The following is a 20,716-nucleotide window of genomic DNA, read 5'->3' on the forward strand; positions in this document are numbered from 1 at the left end:
CGTCGTTCACGCGGATCATCGCAATCGCGAACGTGGCGGTGGTGGCCGTGGCCATCGTCGGGCTGAGTCTCTTACCTGACGGTGAGACCCCTACTACCCAGGCGTCGGCCAGAGTCGGCGTGATCGCCCCCGTCACTCCTCCGCAGGGACAACCCCAGAACGTCTCCGAGCCTCCGGGCGTGGTCGCCACCCCCGAGTTCGCCCGGCAGGTGCGCGCCAACGAGGCGGGCCTGGTGCCGATCATCATGTACCACCGGATCCTGCGCAAGCGCGTGGCCTCCATTGACCGCACCCCCGGCCAGCTCCGGCAGGAGCTGGAGAAGCTGGCCAAGCAGGGCTACGTGCCCATCACGGCCGGAGAGTTCGCCACCGGCGACATCCGGGTGCCGGCCGGGCGGTTCCCCGTGGTGCTGACGTTCGACGACGGGCACCCGAGCCACTTCGCGCTGGACGCCTCCGGCAACCCCGAGCCCGACACCGCCGTCGGCGTGATCCTCGACGTGGCCGCCCGTTACCCCTCGTTCCGGCCGACCGCGACGTTCTGGATCACCCGTGAGCCCTTCGGGCTGCGCGATCAGGAGCAGCAGGCGGCCGCCGTGCGGTGGCTGGTCGAGCACGGCTTCGAGGTCGCCAACCACACCTGGTCCCATCCGGACCTGCGGCGGCTGTCGAAGAAGAAGGTACGCGAGCAGATCGTCCGGGTGGAGCGCCTGCTCAAGAGGCTGGGGGCGCCGCCCGACAGGACCCTGGCCCTGCCGTACGGGTCGATGCCGCGGCCCAAGAAGCTCGCCCGTACCGGTTCCTGGGACGGAACCCGATATGATTTCGCCGGCGTGTTCCTCGCCGGAGCCCAGCCGTCCCTTTCGCCCTACGCGAAAAATTTTGATCGTGGGGCGATCCAGCGGATCCAGAGCAACGGCAAGCGCGGGGAGTGCCGCAAGTGGTGCTCGCAGTACTGGCTGGAGTGGCTGAACAAGCACCCTGGCGAGCGCTACGTCTCGGACGGCGATCCCGAGCGGATCTCCATCCCGCAGAAACAAAGAGGTAATATCAACCCCAAGCGGGAGTCCCAGATCATTGCGTACTGATGCGCCCCCGGATTGACCTCGTGGCCAACGTCTCATATGCTGATCGCTGCGCTGTGGGCTCGCGCGCGCCTCAGACGGAGCGGGCTCGCGCTCGGTCACGTCGATGTCGTAATTCCTCGGCTTGATGCGGAAGAGGGCCTGCCGCGCATCCGCCACATCGACATCCTGTCCGCGTTCGGAGCAATTCCACACATGACGTCCAGCACTGAGGCCACCTCGAGCACCCCGCAGGTAGCGGTCAACGACATCGGGTCCGAGGAAGCCTTCCTCGCAGCGATCGACGAGACCATCAAATACTTCAACGACGGCGACATCGTCGAGGGCACCGTCGTCAAGGTCGATCGAGACGAGGTCCTTCTCGATATCGGCTACAAGACCGAGGGTGTCATCCCCTCGCGCGAGCTTTCGATCAAGCACGATGTCGACCCTGCTGACGTCGTGGAGGTCGGGGAGCACGTCGAGGCCCTGGTTCTCCAGAAGGAGGACAAAGAGGGCCGCCTGATCCTGTCCAAGAAGCGCGCGCAGTACGAGCGCGCCTGGGGCACGATCGAGAAGATCAAGGACGAGGACGGCATCGTCACCGGTACCGTCATCGAGGTCGTCAAGGGTGGTCTCATCCTCGACATCGGCCTGCGCGGCTTCCTCCCCGCCTCCCTGGTCGAGATGCGACGGGTCCGCGACCTGCAGCCGTACGTCGGCCGCGAGCTCGAGGCGAAGATCATCGAACTCGACAAGAACCGCAACAACGTGGTTCTCTCCCGCCGCGCCTGGCTGGAGCAGACGCAGTCCGAGGTGCGCCAGACGTTCCTCAACACCCTGCAGAAGGGCCAGGTCCGCAAGGGCGTCGTCTCTTCGATCGTCAACTTCGGCGCCTTCGTCGATCTCGGCGGGGTCGACGGTCTGGTCCACGTGTCCGAGCTGTCCTGGAAGCACATCGACCACCCGTCTGAGGTCGTCGAGGTGGGCCAGGAGGTCACGGTCGAGGTCCTCGACGTCGACATGGAGCGCGAGCGCGTCTCCCTGTCGCTCAAGGCCACGCAGGAAGACCCGTGGCAGCAGTTCGCCCGTACCCACCAGATCGGCCAGGTCGTGCCGGGCCGCGTCACCAAGCTGGTGCCGTTCGGTGCGTTCGTCCGGGTCGAGGAGGGCATCGAGGGCCTGGTCCACATCTCCGAGCTGGCCGAGCGCCACGTGGAGATCCCGGAGCAGGTCGTCCAGGTCGGCGACGAGATCTTCGTGAAGATCATCGACATCGACCTCGACCGTCGCCGCATCAGCCTCTCGCTGAAGCAGGCCAACGAGGGTGTGGGCACCGAGGTCGAGTTCGACCCGACCCTCTACGGCATGGCGGCCACGTACGACGACCAGGGCAACTACATCTACCCCGAGGGTTTCGACCCGGAGACCGGGGAGTGGCTCGAGGGCTTCGACAAGCAGCGTGAGGAGTGGGAGCGGCAGTACGCCGAGGCCCAGACTCGCTTCGAGGCTCACCGCAAGCAGATCGAGGAGGCCCGCAAGGCCGAGGCGGAGGCCGGCGAGGCCGCTCCCTCGTCCTACAGCGGCGAGACCGCTCCTCCGTCGGGCAGCTCGTCGTCGGCTCCGGCCAGCGGCGCGCTCGCCTCTGACGAGGCGCTCGCTGCCCTCCGCGAGAAGCTCGCGGGCGGTCAGAGCTAAGGCTCAGCCTTGAAAGGCCCCGCACGGGTTTCCTGTGCGGGGCTTTTTCATGCTCCCGTACGGGGATCGCGGAACGATCCTTGCCGCATGGGTTCCTAGTGTTCCCCCATGAAGCCCTTTCGCATCGACATTCCGCAGGCCGACCTCGACGACCTCAAGGAGCGGCTGCGGCGCACCCGCTGGGCCGGGCCGCTGCCGGGCGGGTGGGACCGGGGCGTGCCGGTCGGCTACCTGCGTGAGCTGGCCGCGTACTGGGCCGACGAGTTCGACTGGCGGGCCGTCGAGGCCCGGCTCAACGCCTTCGACCAGTACACGACGATGATCGACGGGCAGACGATCCACTTCCTGCACGTCCGCTCGCCCGAACCGCACGCGCTGCCCGTCGTCCTGACGCACAGCTGGCCGAGCTCCGTGCTGGAGTTCACCGAGGTCGTCGGGCCGCTCACCGACCCGCGGGCGTACGGGCTCGACCCGGCCACCGCCTTCCACGTCGTGGCGCCCTCGCTGCCCGGGTTCGCCTTCTCGCCGTTCCCCGACCCGCCGGACGAGCGGCCGTGGAGCATCGTCCGCGTGGCCCGGACGTGGGCCGAGCTCATGGCCCGCCTCGGCTACGACCGGTACGGCGCCCACGGCAACGACGCGGGAGCGCTGGTGACCCCTCAGCTGGCCGCCCTGGACGGCGAGCACGTGGTGGGCTCGCTCATCACCGCCGGCCTCGGCATCCCCACCGGCGAACCCGGCGAGCTCGACGGGGCGGACGAGGAGGAACTGGCCTCGCTCGCCGAGCTGACCGCGTGGACCTCGGGCGGCAGCGGATATGGGCCCTACCTGGCCAAACGGCCCCAGACGCTCTCCTACGGGTTCGTGGACTCGCCCGTGGCGCAGCTCGCGTACCTGGTGGAGCGGTTCAAGGAGTTCGACGGCTGGTCGCCGCTGAAGGAGCCGGTCGCGCGGGACCTCGTCCTGGCCAACGCCAGTCTGTACTGGCTGACCGGCACCGGCGGGTCTTCGTCATGGCCGTACTACGAAGGGGCCGCCGGGCTGCCGATCGATCAGCGGGCGGTGCCGACGGGGGTCTCGCACGGAGGTGCGGCGATCATGCGGCGCATCGCGTCCCGCCGGAACGACCTGCGGTGGTGGGGCGACGCGGTGAGCCCCAGCCACATGGTGGGCCTGGCCGCCCCGGAAACCCTGGTCACAGCCATCCGCACCTTCTTCGGCCTGCTCTGACCCGCGACCGTCAGGCGGCTTCCAGGACGAAGAACAGGAAGCTCAGGAACCGCGTGCCGGTGATCTCGCGGAACTCCTCGGGGAACAGCTCGCGGGCCTCCGGCGCGGCCGGCGGTTCGCTGATGACGCTGATCCGGAAGCCGGCCTCGGTGAACGCCTCGCTCATCGCGTGCAGCGGCCGGTCCCAGAACCTCATCCGGGCGGTCTGCCCTCCCATGGTCCATTCTTCGACCCGGTCGCGAGTTCCGAAGTAGACGGGCCTTTCCCCGGCCATGTGCTTGACGAGGGTGCTGACGAAGGGATGGTCGACCGAGACGAGGAGCCGGCCGCCGGGCTTCAGCACGCGTCGCAGCTCGGCCAGCGCCGGCCCCCAGTCCTCCAGGTAGTGCAGCACCAGGGACGCGATGACGTCGTCGAACTCGCCGTCGGGCAAAGGCAGTGGGCTGCCCAGGTCGGCGACCCGCAGGTCCGCGTCGGCGCCCAGCCGTCGCCGGGCCAGCTCCAGCATCCCGGCGCTCGCGTCGACGCCGGTCACGACGGCCCCTCGATCGCGCAGCTCGGCGAACAGGGGACCCGAGCCGCAGCCGGCGTCGAGGACGCGCCGGCCGGTCACGTCCCCGGCGAGCTCCAGCATCGCGGGCCGCTCGTAGTACGCGTTCACGAGGCCGGTCTCGTTCTCGGCCGTGTACCCCTCGGCGATCCTGTCGTAGTCGTTGAATCCGGACGGAGTGGAAGGCATGCGGGCCATTTTGGCCCATGGCGAGATGATCAGGTGAGAGGAGGGAGCACGGCAGGCCGTGCGGTACCGGCGCCCGCCTGTGCCGAAACAACGCGGCTCACCGCGAATCGCCGGACGACGTCGACACGTCGACCTTCGGCTCGCTGGATCACCGGTCAGGTGCTGCGGGTCGCCGGCGGGCACGCCCTCTGAGGGCTCGGCCGTGCGTGCCCACCACCACGAACGGTGGTGGGCACAGGGGGCAGGGACGGGCGGTTCCCACGCGAGCCAGGTCAGCGCGGTCGTGGCTCGCCCTGCTCCCGTCCGGCCGTGCCGTGAGATCTCACGGCAGGAGCCGGGCGGCCTTGACCTGGTGCAGGTGGATGACCACGTCGAAGGAGCGTCCCAGGGCGGCCTGGACGGCCTGGCCGGGCGACCAGAACCCGCCGCCGATCAGGCGGGTGTTCCGGGCTCGCGACAGCCACGCCTTGGCGGCGGCCGGCGCGGTGCGGGTGTCGAGCATGAAGTCGCGGTGGCGCACCTGGTCCAGCGTATGCTCGTTGTAGTCGGCGGGCGCGGCGGGGACCGAGCCCTTGCACGTCATCGGCCGCTCGGCGGGCTTGACGCCGTCCGGGCAGCCGTCCTCGGAGCCGGCGAAGTTGTAGCCGCCCTGGTCGAAGCTGGTGCCGACGGTGACGAACCGGTCGCCGAGCCGCTTGCGCAGCAGGCCGCCCATCGGGGTCGGCACGAACGCGGTGTCGATCGGGGTGTAGCTCAGATGCGCGTTCAGCCCGGACACCTGGATCTTGGCCCCGGTGGTGGCGTTCCACCAGGCCACGTTGTCGGCCAGCACGCTGTCGCGGTACTCCTGGGCCTGGCGGCGGCCGTCCTCGGTGGCCTGGTCGAAGGCGAAGTCGGTGAAGGTCTGCGACAGCGCGCGGGCGTGCTGCACCGCCCACTTGTCCGCGCCCTGGCGCTCCAGCAGCCTGAGCGCCTGCGTGGCGCGCCGCGCGTGGTCCTGCCTGGTCTTCAGGGGTACGGCCATCGCCTGTGCCATGTACTCCCCGGCGTTCTTCGTGGTGGGCCGCAGCCCGTCGTACAGCCGGGTGAGCTCGGGCAGCAGGGCGGGGTGGCGCTGCTTGACGTAGGCCAGCACCTTGTCGAAGAGGATGTCGCCGGGGTAGAGCAGGTCGGCGCCCATGAACTGGACCTTCTCTGCGTGGCCGGCGTTGTGGGCCCGCATGTACCGGACCAGGTCGAGGAACTCGCGGTTGTCGAACAGGTCGTAGGGGCCCTTGACCTCGTCGTGGAAGATCGCCTGCGGGTCGCCCTTGCCGTACAGGACGTAGTCGTTCAGGCGCAGGCCGGTGCTCCAGCTCAGCTCGCGGGCGAACGTGGTGAACCCCTTCTCGGCCACCAGGTAGCGGAACAGCCGCTGGTTGAGGGTGTAGAACTCGGCGGTGCTGTGCGTGGCCTCGCCCACGCCGACCACCTGCGCCCGCCCCACCATGGCGCCGAAGGCGTCGAGGTCGTGCCCGCGAGCCCCGGGAGAGGTGGAGGCCAGCGGCTTGGCCACGCTGTCGAGCGCGGCCACCACGCCGGTGTCGGCCGACGCGGGCGCGGCGACGGCGATGGTGCCGGCCATGGTCAGGCCGGCCGAGGCCAGGCCGAGGGCAAGAAGCTTCATCGTGTTTCCTGAAAGGTGAGAGGGCTGTTTGCGGTAGGTCCAAAACTGCCGGGACGCGCTGACACCCGGTTGAGCATCGGCTGACGGCGGCCCGGGGCGCTGTCAGCTCAGATCCGGGGACCGAGGAAACAGCCGCCGGAGGCGTCGACGACCTGGCCGGTCACCCACCGTCCGGCCTCCGAGGCCAGGAAGGCGACCACGTCGGCGATGTCGTCGGGCCGGCCGACGCGGGGGATGGCGTTGCCGGTGCCGACCATCTGCTGGACCTCGGGGTTGCCGAGCATCCATGGGTTCATGTCGGTGACCGTCGGCCCGGGCGCGACGGCGTTGACGGTGATGCCGCGCGGGCCCACCTGCTGGGCCAGGGAACGGCTGAGCACCTCGATGCCGACCTTGCTCATCGCGTACGGCGCCTCGGGCATGGCGATCCTGGTCGCCGCGGTGGTCACGTTCACGATCCGGCCGCCGTCGTTGAGCAGCGGAAGGGCCCGCTGGACGATGAACAGCGGCGCCTTGGTGTTGATCGCGATCAGCCGGTCGAAGGCCTCGGGGGTGACGGTGCCGATCGGCCCGCCGGTGTTGATGGCGGCGTTGTTGACCAGGATGTCCAGCCGCACCTGGCCGGTCCTCGCGGTGAGCCCCGCCTCCAGTCCGGCGAACAGGGTGTCGACGTCCCCGGGCACGCCCAGTTCGGCCCGTACCGGGAAGGCGCGGCCGCCGTCCTTCTCGATCAGCTGCACGGTCTCCAGGGCCGCGTCCTCGTTGCTGCCGTAGTGCACGGCCACCAGCGCGCCCGCGGCCGCCAGCCGCCGTGCCACGGCCCGGCCGATCCCTCGCGAGGCCCCGGTCACCAGTGCCGTCTTGCCTGTGAGCTGCGTCATCTTGTCACTCCAGAATCGTTCGACTTGTTCGGTGACCCAGGATCCAGGCGCTGAACAGCCCGAAACAATGACAAAATGCGCAAGGCAGAATTGACCCCGAGAGCAACGTGAGGGGGAGTCGTGGAGCTGCGCGACATCGAGATCTTCCTGACGCTGGCCGAAGAGCTCCACTTCGCCCGCACCGCCGAGCGGTTGCACGTCACCCCCGCCCGGATCACCAAGGCGGTCCAGAAGCAGGAGCGCCAGATCGGCGCCCTGCTCTTCGAACGAAGCTCTCGGTCGGTACGGCTGACGCCGATCGGCCGGCAGCTCCGCGACGACCTCTGGCCGATGTACAGCGGCCTCCAGGAGGGCGTGCGCCGGGCCAGGCTGGCCGCCGAGGGGATCACCGGCGTGCTCAGGGTCGGCATGATCCCGCACAACTCCTACGACCTGCGGCGCTACTGGGACGATTTCCGCGACCACCATCCCCAGTGGAGGCTGCAGATCCGGATCTCCCCGTTCGCCGATCCGTTCGCCCGGGGACGCCGGCGCCGTCCTCAAGGCCGAGCTGGTCCATCAGGACGCCCAGGTCGGTGAAGGACGTGTGCGCGGCTCCCGTGAGCAGCAGCCAGCGCTTCCAGCCGTTCAGCCGCGTCCAGACGCGCTCCCACGAGGCGGCCGAGTCGCCCTTGCCCGGCGTGTACGTGGCCGGCTTGCCCAGGAACAGGAACGGCCGTGTCGACCCGGCCTCCGGGAGCGTCGTCTCCACGCTGCCGTCGAGGTCGATGCCGGCGCGCAGCCGGCTGTCGGCCAGCAGGGACGCGACGGTCGCCGCGCCGCCCGCCGAGTGACCGGCCATGGCGATCCTGGACGGGTCGACGAGGCCGGCCCCCTTCCACTTCGCGTGTGCGCCGGTGAGCTGGTCGAGCACGAACGACACGTCGGCCGCCCGGCTCTTCTCCAGCTTCGCCCACCAGGCCGGGCCCTTGTCGTCGATCTCGCACGTGACGCAGGTGGTGACCCGGCCGTCGGGGAAGGAGGTGGCGACGTTCTCGTAGGTGTGGTCGACGGCGGCCACCACGTAGCCGCGGCTCGCCAGCTCTTCGGCCAGGGCCGTGAGCTCGGTCCGGGGCTTGCTGTGCCCGGGGGACAGGACGACGAGGGGCAGGCTGCGGGGGCGTCCGGCGGGGCGGGCGTCGGTGAAGGCGTTGGTCCGGGTCCTGCTCAGGATGTCGGGCGGGAGGTCGGTGATCCCGCCGTCCTTGAGAGCAGCAGCTCGGACGCCTTCGCCGTCATGTACGGGGCCCGGTGACGGCCCGGCGACCTGGCCGGGTACCACAGCGAGACCATGAGCTCGCGCGCCTTGACCGAGGGGACCCAGGGGTCGGGACGCGAGGTGTCCTTCAGGTACAGGGACGTGGTGCCGACCGGCCGTGACCCGGTGGGGGCCGGCAGGTACGGCGCAGGCGTCCCGGACGCCGCGGCGGGAGAGGCGTGGACGAGCCCGGCGGCCAGGACGGCGGCCAGCCCGGCGGCGACCGCCGTCCGGCCACGACGCGGACGGACTGATGTCAGGTGCTTGATCGTGTGAACCACGCCAGCAATATACCTCGGGAGTATATACGCGGTGTATAAACCGATCGCGGGCGCTCAGAGGCAGCCGGCGCGCGGCCGGACCGCGACGACGACGTCCACGCTTGAGCCCGCGGGCACGGTGCCGCCCGGCTGCGGGCTCTGGCCGACGACCTCGCCCAGGTGGTTGCACAGACGGTCGTCCGGCGTCGTGCTCCCGGTGCCGAGCAGGAGGCCGACGGCGAGCAGCGGCCGGCTCGCCAGGATTCCGAGCGTCCCGGTCAGGTCGGGCACCACGACCGATCCCGGCGCCGCGACGGCCAGGACCGCGATGCCGGCGCTCGCGGTCACCACACCGCTCAGGCCGCCGACCACCGCCGGAGCGAGAACAGGATTGCCCGCGCTCGCGACGCCGTTGCCGGCCTGGCCGTAGGTGTTGTCGCCCCAGTAGCGCAGCGCGCCGGCGGAGTCGACGGCCAGGCTCTCACCCTGGCCCGCGCTGACATGGGTGACGCCGGACAGGCCGAGGCGGACCGGGGTGGCGTGGTCGTTCACCGTGCCGTCGCCGAGCTGGCCGGCCCAGTTCCTGCCCCAGGCCCAGACGGTGCCGTCGCCGCCGAGCGCCAGCGTGTGCCCGATGCCCGCGGAGATCTCGGTGATGCCGGACACGTGCCGGTCCACGCGGACGGGTGTGGAGCGGTCCGTGGTGGTGCCGTCCCCCAGCTCGCCGGAGAAGTTGTATCCCCAGGACCAGACCGAGCCGTCGTTGCGCAGCGCCATCCCGAACTCGCCCGTGGCCGACACCTGCGTGATCCCGTACGGGACCTTCACCCGGACCGGGGTCGCGCGCTGGGTGGTCGTGCCGTCGCCCAGCTGCCCGAAGCGGTTGAGCCCCCAGGCGAACGCCTCGCCGTTCGACCTCAGGGCGAGACTGAAGCCCGACCCCGCGGCCGCCTGGACGACGCCGGTGATCGGCACCCTGATCGGGGTCGGGGTGCGGGTGGTGGTGCCGTCGCCCAGTTCGCCGAAGTCGTTGGAGCCCCACGCCCAGAGCGAGCCGTCCCGTCCCACGGCCAGGGTGTGGCCGATGCCGCTGCTGACCTGCTTGATCGGCGGCAGGCCGGGCACCGGCTCGGGGATCTGCCGGGTTCCGTCGCCCCACGTCCACAGCGAGCCGTCGGCGTGCAGGCCGTAGCTCTCCAGGTAGACGCCGCTCACCTGGACCACGTCGTGGCCGCCCGCGGAGACCATCGGGATCGGCCGGGTGACGGGGGTGTCGTTCGTGCCGTTGCCGACCTGGCCGAAGAAGTTGTACCCCCACGCGTGCACGATGGGCGCCCCGGCGGCCTCCGCCGGGGACGCGTGGACGCCGGTCGCCACCAGCGCGGCCCCGACCAGAACCGATCGAAATCCTCTCGACAGCTTCAACCTCGCTCCTCTCCGGTTGCCCGTCTCTACCGGCAGGGCGTTCCATCCCGTTCCACGGCCCTGCCTTTGCGCGTCCAGGGGGTTCCGGCGGCGCCGACCTGGAGATCGTCCAGCCCGAGGGCGGGCTTCGCCGCCCGGCGACCCCGGCCTTACCGGGCGGCGCGGGCAAATGCCCGCGTTTGCACTTATAGCGCGTGTGCAACTATTGTCGGAGCTTGCAAAGTGCACCAGCAATCACATGAAGGGTCGCGCGATGCCTCTCGCACTCCTCGCCCTGGCCATCGGGGCCTTCGGGATCGGCACCACCGAGTTCGTGATCATGGGCCTGCTGCCCGAGATCGCCGGCGACTACGGTGTGTCCATCCCCACCGCGGGCCTGCTGGTCACCGGCTACGCGATCGGCGTGGTCATCGGCGCCCCGCTGATGACGGCGCTCGGCACCAGGATCAGCCGCAAGACGATGCTGCTCGTGCTGATGGGCCTGTTCGTGGCCGGCAACCTGCTGTCCGCGCTGGCGCCGGGCTTCGGCACGATGCTCGCCGGCCGCATCGTGGCCTCACTGGCCCACGGCGCCTTCTTCGGCATCGGCTCGGTGGCCGCCGCCGACATGGTCGCCCCGCACAAGAAGGCCGGCGCCATCGCCACCATGTTCACCGGCCTGACCATCGCGAACGTCGTGGGCGTGCCGCTGGGCACCTTCATCGGGCAGGCGGTGGGCTGGCGCACCACGTTCGCGATCGTCGCCGTGCTGGGACTGGTCGGCCTGCTCGGCATCGCCGTGCTCGTGCCCGCCATGCCCCGGGCCGAGGGCACCCGCCTGCGCGGCGAGCTGAGGGCGTTCCGCAACCCGCAGGTGCTGCTCGCGATGGCGATGACCGTGCTCGGCTTCGGCGGCGTCTTCGCCGCGATCACCTACGTCGCGCCGATGATGACCCAGGTGGCCGGTTACTCCGCCGACGCGGTCACGTGGCTGCTCGTGCTGTTCGGCGTCGGCATGTTCCTCGGGAACCTGCTCGGCGGCCGGTTCGCCGACCGCGCCCTGATGCCCCTGCTCTACACCACCCTCGGCGGGCTCGCCGTCGTGCTGGCGCTGTTCACCCTGACCGCGCACAACAAGGTCGCCGCCGCCGCGAGCATCCTGCTGGTGGGGGCGCTGGGCTTCGCCACCGTGCCGCCGCTGCAGAAGCGCGTGCTCGACCAGGCCCATGGCGCGCCGACGCTGGCCTCCGCCGTCAACATCGGCGCGTTCAACCTCGGCAACGCGCTCGCCGCCTGGCTGGGCGGCCTGGTCATCGCCGCGGGCCTGGGCTACACCGCTCCGAACTGGGTGGGCGCCCTCCTGGCCGCCGCCGCCCTGGTCCTGGCCGTCTTCTCGGCCGCACTGGAGCGCCGCGCGCCCGCGCGTGAGGCGGCCGGCGCGGTCCCGGTTCCCGCCCTCGTGCACGACTGACCACCTGTCCGCCTCACCACAGGAGAAGCCTCATGAACGCCACCGCCGTCACACCACTGACCACCGCCGACGCCGAGACCCTGATCACGGCCGCCCGCTCCGCCGCCGGGACGGCCGGCGTCCCGGTCAGCGTCAGCGTCCTGGACGCGGGCGGGCACCTGCTCGCCTTCCGCCGCGACGACCGCGCCGTGCTGATCTCCGGCGAGACCAGCACCCGCAAGGCCTACACCGCCCTCCAGCTGAACGCCCCGACCGCCGACCTGGTCGACCTCGTCAAGCCCGACGGTCCCTTCCACACCCTGCAGACCGCGCTCGACCGGCCGCTGCTGTTCATCGCCGGCGGGCTGCCGATCCACCGCGACGGCCACCTGATCGGCGCGATCGGCCTCGGCGGCGGCGCTCCCGAGCAGGACCACTCCTTCGCCACCGCCGCACTGGAGCAACTCAGCCGGTGACCCCGTAGGGGGGCATCGCGGCCCGCCGAGCGGTCGCAAGATTTTACCCAACGACCTTTTGCGACTTCTCTACCTGCGCAGACGCCCACTGGGAAACTGGCAGGCGGCTGGAGGCACGAACGTTCGGGGGCGATGCGGTGCGAATGGTTCAGCGCGTGATCCCGGTGGTGGCGGCGGTCACCGTCCTGGTCCCGACGGCAGGCGGCGGAGTCGGGCAGGCGATGCGCGTCGCGGAGCCGGAACGGGACACGGCTGAGCTGTCGGTGCCCGCACGGGAGGCGGCGGCGCTCACCTGGTCCGAATGCGGGAACGGGCTGCGGTGCGCCACGTTGTCCGTGCCCGCCGACTGGGCCAGGCCACGCGAGACCCGCACGACCGTCGAACTCGCCATGATGCCCGCCCAGGACCCGCTGCGACGGCTTGGGGCGCTGGTGGTCAACACCGGTTCCGCCTCCGTCGTACGTGAGGTCAGGGCCCGGCCGGACACCGTGGGCGAACTGGCCAGGTGGTTCGACGTGGTGCTGGTCGAGGCGCGCGGAGCCGGCGAACGGGGGACCACGGGGGTGTGCCCCCGCTCGCAACCCGACCCGGCCCGGCTGCGGGTGGCCGAGGGGCGCACGGCCTGGCGCGCGTTCGCCCGGGACAACGCCGCCTACGACCGTTCCTGCCGCGCCGCGCTCGGGCCCGCCTACGCCGGGCTCACGTCCTGGCAGGTCGCCCACGACCTCGACGCCGTACGTGCCGCGCTGGGCGAGTCCCGGCTGAGCTACCTCGGCAACGGCTACGGAAGCGTGTACGGGCAGGCGTACCTGGAGCTGTTCCCCGGCCGGGCCGGGCGGATGTACCTGGAGGGGCTGCCCGACCACACCGAGACCGGGCTCGAACGGCGGTTGCTCGCCCAGGCCCGTGCCCAGGAACGGCAGCTCGGCCACTTCCGCGACTGGTGCCGGACCCGTCCCGGCTGCCCGCTCGGCCACGCGGACGCCGTCCGGGTGTTCGACGCCCTGGTCAGGCGCGCGCCTCTGCGGCCGGGCGGCGGCGAACGCAGGGTGAGCCGGAACGAGGTCGCCGCCGCCGTATGGGCGGGCCTCACCCCGGCGCGCTGGCCGGCACTCGCGCACGCCCTCTCCGCAGCGAGAACGGGCGACGCCACGGGCCTGGCCGCCCTGATCCCCGCCGAGCAGCCGGAACGGACGCCGGCCGCCGGCGCGGCGGTTCCCGGCCCGCCGCAGGCGGCAACGCAGCGACAGGCTCCCGGGACAGCGGCTGGGGAGGCCGTGCCGGGGGACGTGGAAGGGGTCAGGTGGTGCCGTGACTTCGGGTTGGCCGTGCCGGGCTATCGCCGGTTCCTGCAGGTGGAGGCGCGGTTGCGGAGGGCGGCGCCGCGGGTGGGGTGGCTGAGCGGGAGGGCGGAGGCCGCCAGGTGCCTGGGCGCGGCGCGGTCGCCCGGCTGGCCGCCGCACCCGGTGGCGGCCGGGCTCAAGGTGCCGCCGGTGCTGGTCGGCGTGGGACGGCTGGACAACGGCACGCCGTCCTCCGGGGCCGCGCGGGCAGCCGCGCAGATCCCCGGGGCGCGGCTGCTGTGGCACGGGGACGGGCAGGGCGCGTACCTGGCACAGGGGGTGAGCAGGCTGCGGGCGGCCTGCCTGCGCACGAAGGTGCACGACTACCTGGTCAACGGCGTCCTGCCGAAGCCGGGCACGTTCTGCCCGGGCGAGCTGACGGCGGGGAACGCCCCGTAGCCGAGATTTCCCAGGCCGGGTGGAGAATCAGGCCGATAGGGTGCTGACGTGATGGTCGAACGGGCGGTGGCGGCGGACGCGGGAGAGATCCTCACCCTCCAGCGGGCCGCGTACGTGAGCGAGGCCCAGCTCTACGGCGACCCCTACATCCCGCCGCTGGTGGAGTCGCTGGAACAGGTGCGCAAGGCCGTCGAGACGGCCGTCGTGCTCAAGGCCGTGGACGCGGGCCGGATCGTTGGCGTTGTGCGCGGCCAGGTGGCCGGCACCACCTGCCTGATCGGCCGGCTCGTCGTCGCGCCCGACCGGCAGGGGCAGGGGCTCGGCACGGCCCTGCTGGAGGCGCTGCACGAGCAGGTGCCGGAGGCGGAGGCGTTCGACCTGTTCACGGGCCACCTGTCGGACGGGAACCTGCGCCTGTACCGGCGGCTCGGCTACCGGGAGACCCACCGCGAGCGCATGGACGACCACCTGACCCTGATCCACCTGCGCCGCCGGCCGGCCTGAACACCGGGCTCGACGGGTGCGGCGGGATGGATAGTCTTTTCCGGTGCTGAAGATTGGGCTCACCGGCGGCATCGGCTCGGGCAAGAGCGAGGTGTCCAGGCGGCTGGCGGCCAGAGGCGCCGTCGTGGTCGACGCTGACAAGATCGCGCGTGAGGTGGTCGAGCCCGGCACGGTGGGCCTGGCCCGGGTGGTGGCGGCGTTCGGGGAGGGCGTGCTGCACCCCGACGGCTCGCTGAACAGGGAACGGCTGGGCTCGGTGGTCTTCGCCGACCCCGACCGGCTGGCCGCGCTCAACGCGATCGTGCATCCGCTGGTGGGCGAGCGGGTGGCCGAGCTCCAGGGGCAGGCGGCCGACGACGCGATCCTGGTCTACGACGTGCCGCTGCTGGTGGAGAACAAGCTCGCGCCCATGTACGACCTGGTGATCGTGGTCGACGCGGCCGACGAGGTGCGGATCAGGCGCCTGGCCGAGCATCGCGGCATGGCGGAGGCCGACGCCAAGGCCCGCATCGCCGCCCAGGTCGACCGGGAGCAACGCCTGGCCGCCGCCGACCTGGTGATCCCCAACGAAGGCTCGCTCGACGACCTGGAGGCCCGGGTCGACGAGGTCTGGCACGAGCTCGTACGCCGCGCCGCCCGCGGATAGCGGCAAGGGCGGGCGGGGATGGCCCCCGCCGGCCCTCAGAAGGGCGAGTCGAGCGGCACCTGACGCACCCCCGGCAGGTACGGGTCCAGCTCGCCCAGCTCGAACCGCGACATCCCGATGACGTGCCAGAACTGCCCGCCCGGCTCGCCGTGCACCTTGTAGCGCCCGTCCGGCGTCAGGGCGGCCCACCCCTCGGGCAGCCCCAGCAGCGTCGCCCGCCGCTCGCCGCCCTCCCACAGGATCACCACGCCGTCGTCGCCCGCGCTGGCCAGCAGGTCGGACGTGGGGCTGTAGGCCACCGACCACACCCGGCGCGCGTGCCCGGTGAGGGAGTGCAGCAGCCGCCCCGTCGCGGTCTCCCACACCCGCACGGTCAGGTCGTCGCCGCCGGTCGCCAGGTGACGGCCCGTGGCGTCGAAGGCCAGGCTCCACAGCCGGCCGTCGTGCCGGGTCAGCGTGTGGGCCAGGCGCGGCTGCCAGGGCTGGCCGGGCCGCAGCTCCCACACCATCGCGCGGCCGTCGTTGCCGGCGCTGGCCAGGTAGCGGCCGTCGGGGGAGAAGGCCACGGAGTAGACCCGGTCGGTGTGGCCCTCCAGCGTCGCCACCCGGCCGCCGGAGGCGACGTGCCACAGGCGGACGAGCTTGTCGTCGCAGCCGGTGGCCACGTAGTCGCCGAAGGGGCTGAAGGCGATCGAGCGCACCCGTCCCCGGTGGTCGACCAGGTCGACGGCCATGCGCCCGGTCGGCCGGTACCAGATCTTGACGCTGTCGTCGTCGTTGGCCGTGGCCAGCATGTTCCCGTCGGGGCTGAACGCCTCGGCCCACACGTGGTCGGTCTCGGCGTGCAGCTCGCGTTCGTAGTCGCCGGTCGTGGCGTTCCAGAAGTGCACGCCGCCGTCGTTGCTGGAGGTGGCCAGCACCGGGCCGGCGGGGGAGAACAGGGCGGAGATCAGCCGGTCGGCGGTGCCGGTGAACTCCCGCAGCCGCCGCCCGGTGTGCGGCTCCCACACGCGGACGACGCCGTCGTTGCCGCTGGTGGCCAGCATCGAGCCGTCGGCGCTGAACCGCACCGACGAGATCCGCCGGCCGTGGCCGCGCAGCACCCGCTGGCACTGCCCGGAGACCGGGTCCCACAGGCGGACGGTGCCGTCGTTGCTGCTGGTGGCGAGCTGCTGGCCGTCGGGACGGAACGCGAACGGCCACACCGAGCTGCGGTGGCCGGTCAGCTCCACGCGCTTGCCGCCGCCCACGGGCTGCAGCCGGACCGTGCCGCCGGAGTCGCCGCTGGCCACCGTGCGGCCGTCGGGGCTGAAGGTCACCTGGTAGACGGCCGCCGTGTGCGTGGTGTGCACGCCGAGCGGCTCGCCGGTCGCCTCCCACAGCCGTACGCTGCCGGCCGTGTCGCCGCTGGCCAGCATCGAGCCGTCGGGCGAGAACGTCAGGCAGTAGACGCTGCCGGCGTGGCCGGTCAGCTCGTGCCGGGGGGACCAGGTGGCGGTGTCCCACAGCCGGATCGTGCCCGCCTCGTCGCCGGTGGCCAGCAGGGTGCCGTCGGGGCTGTGCACGGCCCGGTAGACGCTGCCGCGGTGGCCGTCGAGGGTCACCGTCGTCTCCCCGCCGACCAGGTCCCAGACCCGGACGACGCCCGCGGAGTCGCCGGTCACGAGCTGCGAGCGGCCGAAGGAGGCGGTGTAGACCGGCGCGCGGTGCCCGGGCAGCTCGTGGACCAGCCGCCCGGACGCGGTCTCCCACACCCGCACCACGCCGTCGCCGCCGCCGGCCGCCACCAGCTCGCCCGAGGGGCTGAGGCGTACCGGCCACACGCCGTCGGGGTGGCCGGTCAGGGTGTGCAGGCGCCGGCCGGTGAGGGTGTCCCAGAGCAGGACCGTGCCGTCGCTCGCGCCGGTGGCCAGCAGGTCGCCGGCGAAGGTGACGGCGTAGACCCGGCCGCGGTGGCCCTGGAGGGTGCGCACCGGGGAGCCGCCGGCGCACAGCAGCACGCCGCCGTCCTCGTTGCCGATCGCGACGGTCGAGCCGTCGGGGCTGTAGGCGATGGGCTCGGGCAGGCGGGAGGTCTGGAAGTGGTAGCCGTACGGGACGCCGATGCCGGCCGGCGCGAACTCCACCTCGACGGGCTGGCCCGGCACCACCGCCGCGCCCGGCAGGTGCGGCAGCGTGCCGGTCACGTTGATCAGGGAGGCCCGGTGCCAGCGGGCGCCCTCGACCGTGACGTCGCTCAGGTCGACCTGCGCCAGCCGCGCGCCCGACAGGTCGGCCCCGGTCAGGTCGGCGCCGGTCAGCCGGGCGCCGTCGAGCCGGGCGCCGGCCAGGCTGGCGTGACGCAGGACGGCCCTGGACAGGTTCGTGCCGGCGAGGGTGGCCTCCGACAGGTCGGCGCCGGTCAGGTCGACCTCCTGGAGGTCGCGCGCCGACAAATCCTCGCCCTTGAGGTTCGCGCCGCGCAGGTCGGCCTTGGCCGGGGTGCGCAGCCGGGCCGCGATCTTGACCGCGTTCGCCCTCGCCACGTCGTCGGCGGGCGGGTCGGCCACCCAGGCGCGCAACGCCCGTACGTCGGCCAGGTCGCACAGGAACTCGACCGTCAGCGCCGACAGCGGCCTGCGGGCCAGCGGGAGAGGGTTGTCCAGGTTCGCGGCGATATGGCGGGCGATGAGCCACTCCATCACCGAGGCATGGATGAACCCGAACATGCCCTCCTCGGTACGGACGAGCAGACTGCCCGAGCCCATCGCGTGCGCGGCGTGCGCGGGCGAGAGCTGGCCCGAGGCCAGGTCGCTCAGGGTCTCGCCGATCTCGGTCAGCTCGTCCACGCCGAGCAGCGTCTCGCCGCTGTCCCACAGGCGCAGCGCCAGCGCGGTCACCACCCGCCACAGCTCGTCGATCGTCAGCGCCCCGGGCGAGCCGGGGACGCGGGCCCGCCGCTCCTCGAAGGCCAGCCAGGTGCTGAGGATCTCCTCGTACAGCAGGGCGGGGCTGAGGGTGTGCTGGGCGCCGGCGACCGTGCGCAGGCGGTCGGCGTCGAGGTCGGCGATGAAGCTGAGCATGCGCGGGTTCTGGGCCAGCGCGAGAAGGTCCTTGATCTCGGCCATGAGCGACATGCGCGCGCCGGCCTCGTCGCCGTCGTCGAACCGGTTGGCCAGGTAGGAGCGGATCTGGTCCTGGGTGAAGTCCTCCACGCTGAGCACCCGCCGCTGCGGCAGCACGCCCACCATCTCGCCCAGCGAGGTCAGCACCTGGCTGTGCGACTTGAAGTGCTGCGTACGGCTGGCCACCACGATCTTGGCCTTGTCCTCGGCCGCGGCGAGCAGGGTGGCCAGGTGGTCGGCCGCCCGGTCGTAGGTCAGCCGGGTGACCAGCTCGTCGAACCCGTCGAACAGCAGCACGATGCGCCCCTGCCGGAGCAGGTAGCGGAACGCCTTGAGGTCGATGAACTCCTCGCCGTGCCCGGCCAGGTGCGCCGCCACCAGGGCGTCGACCGAATGGGCCTTGTCGAGGGCGCGCAGCTCGATGAAGATCGGCGTCAGGTGCGGCAGCTCGACCGGGATGCGCCTGGCCAGCTCGCGCAGCGCGAACGTCTTGCCGTGGCCGAAGTCGCCGAGCATCAGCAGGAACCGGCCGTGGTCGGTGGCCAGCAGCCGCATCAGCTCGTCGGTGAGCCCCTGCCTGATCTGGCTGTTGGGGCGGTCGAGCTCGCGGTAGCGCTGGGGGACGTAGAGGCCGGGCGGGTAGCGGCGGTCGCCGGTGAGCCTGCCGGTCTGCTCGGCGACGTACCCCGACAGGTCGAGCAGGCCCTGGAACTCCACGAAGCTGCGCACCCGCACGCCCTTGCGCATGAGGTCGTCGCGGAGCGCGCGGGGGGCCGGCGGGCCCTGGTAGACCAGCTCGGCGGCCAGGTCGGCGGCATGGGCGCGGCGGGCGAACCCGACGGCGGCGGCCTCGGTCAGCTCGCCGACGTGCGCGCCGATCATGAGCTGCCGGACGAACCCGTCGTCGGGGTGGGTGACCACCAGGTGGTCGGGGAACCGGCGGATCTTGGCCCGCTCGTGCCGGGCCTCGCAGACCTCGGTGATGCGGTCGAGCAGCAGCTCGACGGGGCTCGGCTCGCGTTCCTCGGGCTTGGCGGCGGGCGGCGGCGCGTCGGGGGTCTCGCCCGTGAACGTGGCCCGCACCGCCCGCCAGCCGTGCCGGGCGCGGACGGGCTTGCCGGCGTCGGGCGTCCAGGTGCGCATGCCGTCGGGGGTGATCTCGACCACCTGGTGATGGCCGGAGCGCGGGGCCACGACCGCCGCGAAGCCCGGCCGGGGCTCGATGGTCGCGCCGGTCGCGCCGGACCCGTGGAAGAGCAGGTTGAGCCGGTGGGTGAGCAGCCGGTCGAAGGTGGGCGCGTCGCGCAGCGCGGCCGGCGGATGGCCGATCGCGCCCAGCCGCAGCCAGGCGCTCTCCTCATAGGGACGCAGCCGCTCGGCGAACCACGCGGCCTGCGCCTCGCCCAGCAGCGCGTACGCGTCGCGCTCCAGATGGCTCATCGCCATCGTCGAGTTGAGCCCCGCCACGACCACCCGCAGGTCGGGCACCTCGAACAGCGTCCAGGGCTGGCCCCCGTCGAACACCCGGTCGTCCAGGCCCTGGTACACCTCGCGGAACAGCCCGGCGAAATGCCGCCACTTGGGCCAGTAGGGGGGCTGCGGGCTCACGTCGTCGGCCTCGCAGGTCATGAAGTACGCGCTGGCCGCGGCCTTGGTGACGTCGCGCGGGCCGGGCAGCAGCACCAGCCGGTGGGGCTCCAGCCCGATCAGCAGCCGCAGGTCGGTGACGAACTGCGTGGCCTGCGCGAACTGCCCCAGACTGCCGGACTCGGTCAGGTCGCCGCTCACCACCATGAGGTCGGGACGCGGCATGCCCCGGTCGTACATGGCGGTCAGGTCGGCCCAGATACGGGCCTGCATGTCCTCCGGCGTGAACGGCTCGCCCGGATCGGGCAGCGCCCGGCCGAACCTCGGCCCGCCGATGTGCAGGACGTTGACCGACTCGCGCCCCCGCTCGCCGCCGCCCGCCGGCGGGAACTTGGGGGCCGTCGCCGGGGTGCGGCGGGCCCTGGTCAGATCGGTCGTCGGGGGCAGCGTCGGGGCCGGGGGCGGCACCAGGCGGCCGGAGGGGAAGGCGGGGGCGGCCTCCGGCTTGGCCCGTCCGGCCATCGCCTCGCCGACCCGGCCCAGCAGCAGCGCCCTGGCCTGCCCCGAGTCGGTGACGCCGAGCAGGTCGACCCAGGTGATCGTGGACAGCAGGCCCTCCAGTTGCACGTCCTCCAGCCGGATCGTGACGAGCTTGTTGGAGGGGTTGTCCGGGTCGGCGCGCATGGCCGCCTGCCACTCCATGCGCCCGTAGCGCGAGGTCAGGTAGTTGCGCGAGAGCACGGCCACGACGAGCTGCGCCTCGCTGACCCCACGGTCCATGAAGTCGATGAAGTTGGTGCCGGGCACGAAGTCCCAGGCTTGGATCATGGTCCGGTAGCCGGCCGCCTCCAGCTCCCAGGCGATCCAGGTCGCCCAGGCGGTGTCGGCCGGGGAGTAGCTGACGAAGATCTCGGTCGGCCTGCCGTCACGTGCCATCTGCTCAGTATCCACCGAGGAATCGGCGTTTT

At 72.1% G+C, this 20,716-nt stretch carries 16 protein-coding genes and 2 pseudogenes; 10 read left to right on the forward strand and 8 right to left on the reverse strand.

The annotated features are described in order from the left end of the window. The first annotated feature begins 32 nt into the window (after positions 1-32). The 3 genes from ABZ815_RS31850 to ABZ815_RS31860 all read left to right on the forward strand — a co-directional run bounded on the left by ABZ815_RS31850 (position 33) and on the right by ABZ815_RS31860 (position 3,992). Positions 33-1,088 carry a polysaccharide deacetylase family protein gene (locus ABZ815_RS31850; protein WP_357704432.1) on the forward strand — a complete coding sequence of 352 codons (1,056 nt, stop codon included), beginning with the start codon at positions 33-35 and terminating at the stop codon, positions 1,086-1,088. A 192-nt stretch (positions 1,089-1,280) separates the two neighbouring features. Continuing rightward, a complete protein-coding gene (rpsA, locus tag ABZ815_RS31855; RefSeq protein ID WP_352358288.1) occupies positions 1,281-2,762 on the forward strand; it encodes a 30S ribosomal protein S1 in 1,482 nt (493 codons plus the stop codon). Positions 2,763-2,870: 108 nt separating this feature from the next. Then, positions 2,871-3,992, forward strand: a complete 1,122-nt coding sequence (locus ABZ815_RS31860; RefSeq protein WP_357704434.1) for an epoxide hydrolase family protein — start codon at positions 2,871-2,873, stop codon at positions 3,990-3,992. Positions 3,993-4,002: 10 nt separating this feature from the next. On the opposite strand, the gene ABZ815_RS31865 is transcribed toward ABZ815_RS31860, so the two are convergent. The 3 genes from ABZ815_RS31865 to ABZ815_RS31875 form a co-directional block, all read right to left on the reverse strand. Further along, positions 4,003-4,731 carry a class I SAM-dependent methyltransferase gene (locus ABZ815_RS31865; RefSeq protein ID WP_357704436.1) on the reverse strand — a complete coding sequence of 243 codons (729 nt, stop codon included), beginning with the start codon at positions 4,729-4,731 and terminating at the stop codon, positions 4,003-4,005. 322 nt (positions 4,732-5,053) lie between these two features. Continuing rightward, on the reverse strand, positions 5,054-6,397 hold the full coding sequence (locus tag ABZ815_RS31870; RefSeq protein ID WP_357704438.1) for an erythromycin esterase family protein: 1,344 nt from the start codon (positions 6,395-6,397) through the stop codon (positions 5,054-5,056). Positions 6,398-6,504: 107 nt separating this feature from the next. Then, complete coding sequence (locus ABZ815_RS31875) at positions 6,505-7,278, reverse strand: SDR family oxidoreductase (protein WP_357704440.1); 774 nt, start codon at positions 7,276-7,278, stop codon at positions 6,505-6,507. A gap of 120 nt (positions 7,279-7,398) precedes the next feature. Here ABZ815_RS31875 and ABZ815_RS31880 point away from each other — a divergent pair, with 120 nt between their 5' ends. Continuing rightward, a complete protein-coding gene (locus ABZ815_RS31880) occupies positions 7,399-7,857 on the forward strand; it encodes a LysR family transcriptional regulator (RefSeq protein WP_357704442.1) in 459 nt (152 codons plus the stop codon). A gap of 31 nt (positions 7,858-7,888) precedes the next feature. Here the strand turns inward: ABZ815_RS31880 and ABZ815_RS31885 are convergent. Next, positions 7,889-8,119: pseudogene (locus tag ABZ815_RS31885) on the reverse strand (alpha/beta hydrolase); the annotation flags it as partial. Here ABZ815_RS31885 and ABZ815_RS31890 point away from each other — a divergent pair. After that, complete coding sequence (locus tag ABZ815_RS31890; RefSeq protein ID WP_357704635.1) at positions 8,118-8,318, forward strand: hypothetical protein; 201 nt, start codon at positions 8,118-8,120, stop codon at positions 8,316-8,318. The pseudogene ABZ815_RS31885 and the gene ABZ815_RS31890 sit on opposite strands and share 2 nt — an antisense overlap. 38 nt (positions 8,319-8,356) lie before the next feature. Here ABZ815_RS31890 and ABZ815_RS31895 read toward each other — a convergent pair. From ABZ815_RS31895 to ABZ815_RS31905, 3 genes and pseudogenes are all read right to left on the reverse strand, one after another. Next, a pseudogene (locus ABZ815_RS31895) lies at positions 8,357-8,599 on the reverse strand (acetylhydrolase); the annotation flags it as partial. Then, positions 8,485-8,856 carry a hypothetical protein gene (locus ABZ815_RS31900; protein WP_357704444.1) on the reverse strand — a complete coding sequence of 124 codons (372 nt, stop codon included), beginning with the start codon at positions 8,854-8,856 and terminating at the stop codon, positions 8,485-8,487. The pseudogene ABZ815_RS31895 and the gene ABZ815_RS31900, both read right to left, overlap by 115 nt. A gap of 54 nt (positions 8,857-8,910) precedes the next feature. Next, positions 8,911-10,260: a hypothetical protein gene (locus tag ABZ815_RS31905; RefSeq protein ID WP_357704446.1), complete on the reverse strand. Its 1,350-nt coding sequence runs from the start codon at positions 10,258-10,260 to the stop codon at positions 8,911-8,913. A 253-nt stretch (positions 10,261-10,513) separates the two neighbouring features. On the opposite strand from ABZ815_RS31905, the gene ABZ815_RS31910 reads away from it, so the two are divergent. The 5 genes from ABZ815_RS31910 to coaE all read left to right on the forward strand — a co-directional run bounded on the left by ABZ815_RS31910 (position 10,514) and on the right by coaE (position 15,057). Next, positions 10,514-11,710, forward strand: coding sequence for an MFS transporter (locus ABZ815_RS31910; RefSeq protein ID WP_357704448.1), 1,197 nt, complete (start codon positions 10,514-10,516; stop codon positions 11,708-11,710). Between the two features lie 32 nt (positions 11,711-11,742). After that, positions 11,743-12,165, forward strand: a complete 423-nt coding sequence (locus tag ABZ815_RS31915) for a heme-binding protein (RefSeq protein WP_357704450.1) — start codon at positions 11,743-11,745, stop codon at positions 12,163-12,165. Positions 12,166-12,320: 155 nt separating this feature from the next. Next, positions 12,321-13,907 carry an alpha/beta hydrolase gene (locus ABZ815_RS31920; protein WP_357704452.1) on the forward strand — a complete coding sequence of 529 codons (1,587 nt, stop codon included), beginning with the start codon at positions 12,321-12,323 and terminating at the stop codon, positions 13,905-13,907. Positions 13,908-13,958: 51 nt separating this feature from the next. After that, complete coding sequence (locus ABZ815_RS31925; RefSeq protein ID WP_357704629.1) at positions 13,959-14,411, forward strand: GNAT family N-acetyltransferase; 453 nt, start codon at positions 13,959-13,961, stop codon at positions 14,409-14,411. Positions 14,412-14,454: 43 nt separating this feature from the next. Continuing rightward, a complete protein-coding gene (gene coaE / locus ABZ815_RS31930; RefSeq protein WP_357704454.1) occupies positions 14,455-15,057 on the forward strand; it encodes a dephospho-CoA kinase in 603 nt (200 codons plus the stop codon). A gap of 35 nt (positions 15,058-15,092) precedes the next feature. Here the strand turns inward: coaE and ABZ815_RS31935 are convergent, their stop codons facing one another. Then, a complete protein-coding gene (locus tag ABZ815_RS31935) occupies positions 15,093-20,684 on the reverse strand; it encodes a TIR domain-containing protein (RefSeq protein WP_357704456.1) in 5,592 nt (1,863 codons plus the stop codon). Between the last annotated feature and the right edge of the window lie 32 nt (positions 20,685-20,716).

This window comes from Nonomuraea sp. NPDC047529 (genome assembly GCF_040642995.1).
GTDB lineage: Bacteria > Actinomycetota > Actinomycetes > Streptosporangiales > Streptosporangiaceae > Nonomuraea.

Coding starts and splice junctions, on each gene's coding strand:
- rpsA (WP_352358288.1), top strand. CDS start 1,281: ATGACGTCCAGCACTGAGGCCACCTCGAGCACCCCGCAGGTAGCGGTC.
- ABZ815_RS31860 (WP_357704434.1), top strand. CDS start 2,871: ATGAAGCCCTTTCGCATCGACATTCCGCAGGCCGACCTCGACGACCTC.
- ABZ815_RS31865 (WP_357704436.1), bottom strand. CDS start 4,731: ATGCCTTCCACTCCGTCCGGATTCAACGACTACGACAGGATCGCCGAG.
- ABZ815_RS31870 (WP_357704438.1), bottom strand. CDS start 6,397: ATGAAGCTTCTTGCCCTCGGCCTGGCCTCGGCCGGCCTGACCATGGCC.
- ABZ815_RS31875 (WP_357704440.1), bottom strand. CDS start 7,278: ATGACGCAGCTCACAGGCAAGACGGCACTGGTGACCGGGGCCTCGCGA.
- ABZ815_RS31890 (WP_357704635.1), top strand. CDS start 8,118: ATGGCGATCCTGGACGGGTCGACGAGGCCGGCCCCCTTCCACTTCGCG.
- ABZ815_RS31910 (WP_357704448.1), top strand. CDS start 10,514: ATGCCTCTCGCACTCCTCGCCCTGGCCATCGGGGCCTTCGGGATCGGC.
- ABZ815_RS31915 (WP_357704450.1), top strand. CDS start 11,743: ATGAACGCCACCGCCGTCACACCACTGACCACCGCCGACGCCGAGACC.
- ABZ815_RS31925 (WP_357704629.1), top strand. CDS start 13,959: ATGGTCGAACGGGCGGTGGCGGCGGACGCGGGAGAGATCCTCACCCTC.
- ABZ815_RS31935 (WP_357704456.1), bottom strand. CDS start 20,684: ATGGCACGTGACGGCAGGCCGACCGAGATCTTCGTCAGCTACTCCCCG.